Here is a 7,005-nt window from a genome sequence, read left to right on the forward strand (position 1 = left end):
GGGTGAAAACAGCCGTTCCACGTTCTGCAGCCGGTAACCCAGCTCTTCCTCGGCCTCCTTGCGGATGCAGGTTTCCGGATCGTTTTCGTCCAACAGGCCGRCACAGGCCTCGATCAGCGGCTCGCGGTGGCCGGTGACGTAGGCGGGATAGCGGAACTGGCGCACCAGAAGCACGGTCGAGCGCGAGGGATCGTAAGGCAGGATCACCGCGCCGTCGCCGCGATCATAGGTCTGGCGGATCTGCGTTTCCCACTGTCCGTCACGACGGCGGTAGTCAAGGACGGTCTTCTTCAGGACAGCCCAGTCGTCCGAGAGGATTTCCTCCGAACGGATGCGAATGCGATCTTCCATCGTGCTCTCCATGCTACCCGGTCGAGGCGTAGCCGCGAACCGGCATTTGCGCAATGCAGGCAATCGGTCCAAAAAGGGCGTGTCACCTTCTCGTGTCTGGCGCGCCTTCGATCCACTACCTAGATAGCGGTTTACCCCTCCCGGAGCCCTTTCTCATGACCGCATCGCTTTTTCAGCCAATCACCCTTGACGGCCTCACCTTCCCCAATCGCATCGCCGTCGCGCCGATGTGCCAATATTCCGCCGAAGACGGCTCGGCCAGCGACTGGCATCTCTACCACTGGATGAACCTTGCCATGTCCGGCGCCGGCATGGTCACGGTCGAGATGACCGATGTCGAACGGCGCGGGCGTATCACGCATGGCTGCCTCGGCCTTTATTCCGAAGACAATGAGGCGGCCGCCCGCCGCACGCTGGATGCGGCCAGACGCGTCGCCGCTCCCGGCACGAAGTTCGGCACGCAGCTTGCCCATGCCGGCCGCAAGGCCTCCAACCGCAAGCCGTGGGAGGGGGGCGGGCCGCTGCAGCCAAACGAGGATCCCTGGCAGACGGTGTCGGCCTCGGCCATCGCCTACGACACCGGCTGGAACGTGCCGCGAGCGCTGGAGGAAGAAGAAATCCTGCAGCTCATCGAACGCTTCGCCGAGGCGGCAAGACGTGCCGAACGCGCCGGCTTCGATTTCCTCGAACTGCACGCAGCACACGGCTATCTGATCTTCCAGTTCCTGTCGCCACTGTCCAACCAGCGCACGGACCGCTGGGGCGGCTCGCTGGAAAACCGCATGCGTCTTGCCGTCGAGATCGCCAAGGCAGTGCGGAAGGCAACGCCAAATCTGATGCTCGGCGCACGGCTCTCGGTAAAGGATTGGGTCGATGGCGGCTTCGACATCGAGGATGCGATCGAAGTGGCAAAAGCCCTCAAGGATGCCGGCGTCGCCTATCTCTGCTGCTCGAGCGGCGGCAACTCGCCGTTGCAGAAACTGCCCACCGGACCGGGCTACCAGGTGCATCTGGCGGAAGCCGTGCGCAAGGGCGCCGGCATTGCGACCCGCGCGGTTGGCCTGATCGACGACCCGAAGCAGGCCGAAGCGATCGTTGCCGAGGGCCGCGCCGATATCGTGGCGCTGGCCCGCGCCTTCCTGGCCGATCCGCGCTGGGGATGGCGTGCGGCGGCCACGTTCAGCGAGACAATCCACCCGGCGCCGCAGCTTGCCCGCTCGGTGACGACGATGCAGCACTGGATGAAGGCGGCGGGCTGATCGATCGGTTCTCCTGATCCCGGCGCGGCCCGCAGTTCTGGACAGTTTGCCACAGCTTGGCTTCAATTCTGTCCGCGAACTGTTACCTTGGGTGAGGCTGCGGCGGGCGCGGCCGGGCTTGGGAGGAAATCATGTCGTTCAGGGCATTCTTGCCTGTTGCAGCACTGATAGCTGTGGCCGGACTTTGGATCGGCGCGTCGACACCGGCCAGCGCGCAATATTGCGAGGGCACGGTGCACGGCCTGTCCGGCCGCTACAATCTGGCGACCGGCAGCGGCTTTCTTGCCGTGCGGACACGGCCGAACTCGTCGTCGCGGATGATCGGCCAGTTGTTCAATGGCGATCACACCGAGATCTTCGACCGCCGCGGCAACTGGTATCAGGTCGAGATCGGAGGCAGGACCGGCTGGGCAAATGCACGCTGGTTGCGCAACGATTGCGGCTACTGAGACGCCCGTGCATGTCACCCAAAATTGGATCCGGTTTTGGGATGACGACATGCGTCAAACAAGGACCTAGAGCGTGTCGCAAACGCGACGCGACTTTTGGGCGCAGGCTCAAGGACATGGTTGCAACCAAATTGGCTGCTTTGCGTTGCGGCCATGATGGACAACAAACCTTTTGAAGTGCCGGTCGTCGTCGAACTTGGCCACGTCGGCAAATATCGCCATATCCRCAGTGCCCAGGAAGCGGCGGAGTGCCTGATGACCGTTTGGCCGCTCAATCGCGGTCCGCGCCATCGTGATGCCCTCGACACTTGCCTCAAAGTGCTGGAAGGTTATCGTTCGACAGCAGATGCGCGCCGGGCACTGATTGAAGCCGCCAAGGAATCGGAAGTGCTGGTGCCCGACGACAGACTGCCCGACGGCCGGCTGCATTGAGCAGGCGGACCTTTCAACTGGAGGTTTTGATGGCGAAGCTGACTTACAAGATCGTCGAGCATGACGGCGGCTGGGCCTATAAGGTCGGTGCGACCTTCTCGGAGACGTTTCCCACGCATCAGGACGCACTGCGCGCCGCCGAAATCGCTTCGGCCGAGCAACAGGTCGCCGGGGCTACGGACGGCATCCAGTACGAGGACGCCGAAGGCAAATGGCACGACGAACTGGCCGACGGCCGGGACCGCCCGCAGACAGAAGTCTCCGATTAAATTCTTGTATCCTGGTCTCAGTAATCGGGCAGGCACGGCGCCGACCGCGGACGTCCGGAGAGAAGACGTCCCGCAGCCGGCGGCTGCCCTGCGGGTTTTGTCTTTTGAGCGAGATCTTTTCCGAAAACCGATGACTCGGTTTTCGGGCTCGTGCTCCGACTATTTGCCGCAATACTGATCGTTCACGTTCCCTTGGGCATTCGCATCGGGACCGGCGGTGTCGGAGGCACAAGGGCCGATCGGGCCGGTATTGCCCAGGGTGTTCAATCCTGAGCGGTCGCCGTTGATGCTTCCGGTGGTGGTGGTATCGACGCTTGTATGGTTTCCATTGCCGAACGGCCACCAGTCGTGATTGTTGAGGTAGGTGCTGTCCGACGACTGTGCCATCGCCGATGTGGCAAGACCAATCGTCAGAACGGATGCTGCAAGAAGTTTCGTGACCATTGAACTACTCCGTGTCTTTGCCGCCTTGGGTGCGACACGGGTAAAACCGGCAATCAGCCTGATGGTTCAGTGAAATTGTCGTGAGCCGGCGGTGATGCCCGACCGGCGAAGGCTCGATTGGCGACGCGCTCGATGAAGGCGACGATCCGCTCCGGCGCGACGAATTGCGGCATGTGCCCCATGCCCTCGACCAATTCGAAATCGAGCCCCTCGATCCTTGACCTCATCGGCGCGCCCTGGGTGTGGAAGGTGGTGACGCGATCGGCATCGCCGAACAGAATGCCGGCCGGCATGGCGATCTCGCCATAGCGCTTCTCGATGCGGCCAAGGTCGCGCTCAATCGCCACGACATCGGAGGACATGGCGTAGAAATGGGCCGGCCTGAGCCCGAGCCAGCCGCCGCCTCCGACCATGTAATCGCCGGGCAGGACCTGCGGCGCGAAGATGAATTCCATTGTCGGCCGCGCATATCTGAGGCTTGTCGGTATCGCCACCGTATAGCTCATGATCCAGCGCCACAGGCGTGACGGAATATAGAGTGAGCCGAACTTTTCGCGCCCGCCGGCTTCCATATGGGTCAATGGCGCCAGAAGAGCGATGCCGGAAATCGCCTCGGGATGTTCCACCGCCAGGGTCAGCGCGATGGCACCTCCCAGGGAATGACCGACCACCAGCGGCTTTTCAAGCCCGAGAGCTTCAATGAAGCGTCGCACGATCTCGGCCTGTTCGGGCAGCCGCCCCGTTGCGCCGCTCGCACGCACCGAATAGCCCGCTCCCGGTCGATCGAGCGCGATCAACCGGTAGCCCGCACCTAGCCGGCCGAACAGGGTGTGCCGGAAATGGTGGAGCTGGGCGCCAAGCCCGTGCAGGAAGACGATCGGCAGCCCCTCGCCCTGGTCGACATAGTGGATGCGGTTGCCGTCGACCTCGATGAATTTTCCGACCGGCGGCACCAGCCTTTCGGCCTTGGCCGCGATCCACAGCGTCGCCAGCACCAGGCTTGTGATCCCCAGGACCGCCAGCAACAAAAGTCCGGCCAGCAGCCATGACAGAATCGACAGGAGCATTGTTCACCCGCACCAGAACCGGCTTGAGCTTAGCCGCATCCGGTGCCGCTGCAACCTTGCATCGAAACCGGGCCTGGTTCGATGGATATCTCGCATACCGGCACAGATTGTTCGCCGCCCAGCCGGCATTGCGGCTGCTGCCGCGCCGCGCTATCTGAGGCGACTCGTCTTGCCGGAGCCTTCCATGCCCGAAATCGTAACCGCCGCCATGCTCGTCATCGGTGACGAGATACTGTCCGGCCGCACCAAGGACAAGAACATCGGCCATCTCGCCGATATCATGACGGCGATCGGCATCGACCTGAAGGAAGTGCGTATCGTTCCGGACGAGGAAGACGAGATCGTCGCGGCGGTGAATGCCGTGCGCGCACGCTACACCTATGTGTTCACCACCGGCGGCATTGGCCCGACGCATGACGACATCACGGCCGATTCGATTTCCAAGGCCTTCGGCGTGCCTTGCGAATACGATGCCAAGGCCTATGCCATGCTCGAGGCAAGCTATGCCGCGCGCGGCATCGAATACACCGAGGCCCGCAAACGCATGGCGCGGATGCCGCGCGGCGCCGATCTCATCGACAACCCGGTGTCCGTTGCGCCCGGCTTCCGCATCGGCAACGTCCATGTCATGGCCGGCGTCCCGTCGATCTTCCAGGCGATGCTCGACAATGTCGTGCCGACGCTGAAGGCCGGCACCCGGATGCTATCGGCAAGCGTGCACTGTCCCTTCGGCGAAGGCCTCATCGGCGGACCGCTGGGCGACATCCAGAAAGCGCATCCGGACACGATCATCGGCTCCTATCCGAAATATGGCGATGGCAAATTCTGGACCGAACTGGTCGTGCGCGCCCGCAGCCAGGAAGCGCTTGACGCAGCGCGTGCCGATGTCGAGGCAATGGTGGCCGGGTTCGCCAGCAATCCGGGCTGATCTGGTCCAGACCGGAACCAAGCACGACGCTGCGACGTTTCCTTCATGCGAGTTCGATCGGCCGCAATTCTATCGCTTGTAAACTGAGGGGATTACCATGCGATTCAAGACCATCGTCGCCATTTTGCAAAACGAACAGGACGCCGAGCGCGTGCTGGACTGCGCCGTTCCGCTCGCCAACCGGTTCCAGAGCCATCTGACCGGTATCCACGCCGAAACGCTTCCGGTGCCCTACACCTCGGCCACCGGCTTTCCGGACACCGAGTTCCTGCAGGTTTCGGCCGACATGAACCGCGAGCGGGCCGAGAAGCTACAGGCCATTTTTCTCCGGCATATCGAGAACTCCGGACTTTCCTTCGAGTGGCGAAGCCTGGAGAGCTTTTCGGGCGACAGCGCGCTGACCGGCATTTCCAGCGTGCGCGCCGCCGATCTGATCATCGCCGCGCAGCGCGAGACGGGCGGCGACCCGAGCGCGGATGTCGATACGCTGGTCTATGATGCCGGGCGCCCGGTGCTGGTGGTGCCGCACGCCGGCCCGCTAGTCACCACCTTCAAGCATGTGCTGCTCGCCTGGAACGGCAGCAAGGAAGCCGCCCGCGCCGCCTTCGACGCGCTGCCGTTCATCATCGAAGCCGAGAAAACCGACATATTGGTCATCGACCCACCAGACTCGCTCGACGAGAGCCCGGAAGCCGCCGGCGCCGAAATCGCGTCCGCGCTGTCGCGCCATGGCGCCACCGTCAGCGTCTCGGTGCAAAGGTCGGGCGGCAATTCCATCGACGACATCATCCAGACCAGAATCGCGGAGACCGGCGCCGATCTGCTGGTGCTCGGCGCCTACAGCCACTCCTGGCTGCGCCAGCTTCTGTTCGGCGGCGTGACGCGCACCGTTCTGCGCACGGCGCCGGTGGCGGCCTTCCTGTCGCGCTAGTGCGTGTCGCCCAAAACGGACCCTGGTTTTGGGAGAACGACACGCAGAAAACAAAAACTTAAAGCGCGTCGCTTGAATCCGTTCAACGCGACGCGCTTTTAGTCCACAGCGATCGCCGGCCCCTGCCCTTGCCAAGGCCAAGGCTTTCCAGTTAATTCCGCGCGCAKTCCCCTGTTTTCTTTGCGCGCGATCCCCGCGTGCTGCGGAGTGCGCGACATGTCCCTTCCCGAAAAAGCCTTTCCAGTCTCCTGGGACCAGTTCCATCGTGACGCCCGCGCGCTTGCGTGGCGGCTTGCGGGTGCCAACAAGGGGCAATGGAAAGCGATCGTCTGCATCACGCGCGGCGGACTGGTTCCGGCTGCCATCATCTCGCGCGAACTCGGCATCCGCGTTATCGAGACGGTCTGCGTCGCCTCCTATCACGATTACACCAGCCAGGGGCAACTGCAGGTTCTCAAGGAGATCACCCCCGCCCTGCTGGCCGATGACGGCGCCGGCGTGCTGATCATCGACGACCTGACCGATACCGGCAAGACGGCGGGCATTGTGCGCGCGATGATGCCGAAGGCGCATTTCGCCACTGTCTACGCCAAGCCAAAAGGCAGGCCGCTGGTCGATACGTTCGTGACCGAAGTCAGCCAGGACACCTGGATCTATTTCCCGTGGGACATGGGCTTCACCTATCAGAAGCCGATCGCCGACGATCACGCCGGCTGATTCGCGACAGCGCGTTTTTACTAAATTTGTAGCCACTCCCGGGTACCATTTGCTTTCGGAATGGGCCCACAGGGTACGATTTCCTGTGAATTCGACCTTTGTTGGCGGAAATTGGCCAGTGCATCCAAAGTTTTTACTTTTATTGCTGACCATTGGCC

10 protein-coding genes are annotated in these 7,005 nt (G+C 62.7%); 7 read left to right on the forward strand and 3 right to left on the reverse strand.

Annotated features, from left to right (window positions below; translation table 11 throughout):
* Positions 1 to 351: NUDIX domain-containing protein (locus tag ACXJ7R_RS20700; protein WP_457153469.1), on the reverse strand; the 351-nt coding region annotated here is incomplete at its 3' end.
* A gap of 155 nt (positions 352 to 506) precedes the next feature.
* Between ACXJ7R_RS20700 and ACXJ7R_RS20705 the strand changes: the two genes are divergently transcribed.
* The 4 genes from ACXJ7R_RS20705 to ACXJ7R_RS20720 all read left to right on the forward strand — a co-directional run bounded on the left by ACXJ7R_RS20705 (position 507) and on the right by ACXJ7R_RS20720 (position 2,760).
* Positions 507 to 1,610 carry an NADH:flavin oxidoreductase/NADH oxidase gene (locus ACXJ7R_RS20705; protein WP_457153470.1) on the forward strand — a complete coding sequence of 368 codons (1,104 nt, stop codon included), beginning with the start codon at positions 507 to 509 and terminating at the stop codon, positions 1,608 to 1,610.
* Between the two features lie 131 nt (positions 1,611 to 1,741).
* Positions 1,742 to 2,059: an SH3 domain-containing protein gene (locus ACXJ7R_RS20710; RefSeq protein WP_457153471.1), complete on the forward strand. Its 318-nt coding sequence runs from the start codon at positions 1,742 to 1,744 to the stop codon at positions 2,057 to 2,059.
* 153 nt (positions 2,060 to 2,212) lie between these two features.
* Positions 2,213 to 2,491, forward strand: coding sequence for a DUF982 domain-containing protein (locus tag ACXJ7R_RS20715; protein WP_457153472.1), 279 nt, complete (start codon positions 2,213 to 2,215; stop codon positions 2,489 to 2,491).
* Between the two features lie 29 nt (positions 2,492 to 2,520).
* Positions 2,521 to 2,760, forward strand: a complete 240-nt coding sequence (locus ACXJ7R_RS20720; protein WP_127399068.1) for a DUF2188 domain-containing protein — start codon at positions 2,521 to 2,523, stop codon at positions 2,758 to 2,760.
* Between the two features lie 159 nt (positions 2,761 to 2,919).
* On the opposite strand, the gene ACXJ7R_RS20725 is transcribed toward ACXJ7R_RS20720, so the two are convergent.
* Both ACXJ7R_RS20725 and ACXJ7R_RS20730 read right to left on the reverse strand, forming a co-directional pair.
* Positions 2,920 to 3,204, reverse strand: coding sequence for a hypothetical protein (locus ACXJ7R_RS20725; RefSeq protein WP_457153473.1), 285 nt, complete (start codon positions 3,202 to 3,204; stop codon positions 2,920 to 2,922).
* 53 nt (positions 3,205 to 3,257) lie between these two features.
* The gene (locus tag ACXJ7R_RS20730) at positions 3,258 to 4,271 is read right to left on the reverse strand and encodes an alpha/beta fold hydrolase (RefSeq protein WP_457153474.1); all 1,014 of its coding nucleotides are present in this window, start codon (positions 4,269 to 4,271) and stop codon (positions 3,258 to 3,260) included.
* A 184-nt stretch (positions 4,272 to 4,455) separates the two neighbouring features.
* Between ACXJ7R_RS20730 and ACXJ7R_RS20735 the strand changes: the two genes are divergently transcribed.
* The 3 genes from ACXJ7R_RS20735 (at position 4,456) to gpt (ending at position 6,847) form a co-directional block, all read left to right on the forward strand.
* Positions 4,456 to 5,199 carry a competence/damage-inducible protein A gene (locus tag ACXJ7R_RS20735; protein ID WP_457153475.1) on the forward strand — a complete coding sequence of 248 codons (744 nt, stop codon included), beginning with the start codon at positions 4,456 to 4,458 and terminating at the stop codon, positions 5,197 to 5,199.
* Positions 5,200 to 5,296: 97 nt separating this feature from the next.
* On the forward strand, positions 5,297 to 6,130 hold the full coding sequence (locus ACXJ7R_RS20740) for a universal stress protein (RefSeq protein WP_457153476.1): 834 nt from the start codon (positions 5,297 to 5,299) through the stop codon (positions 6,128 to 6,130).
* Positions 6,131 to 6,346: 216 nt separating this feature from the next.
* Positions 6,347 to 6,847, forward strand: coding sequence for a xanthine phosphoribosyltransferase (gene gpt / locus ACXJ7R_RS20745; RefSeq protein ID WP_006200882.1), 501 nt, complete (start codon positions 6,347 to 6,349; stop codon positions 6,845 to 6,847).
* Positions 6,848 to 7,005 lie beyond the last annotated feature (158 nt).

The sequence above is a fragment of the Mesorhizobium sp. P5_C1 genome (genome assembly GCF_054049815.1).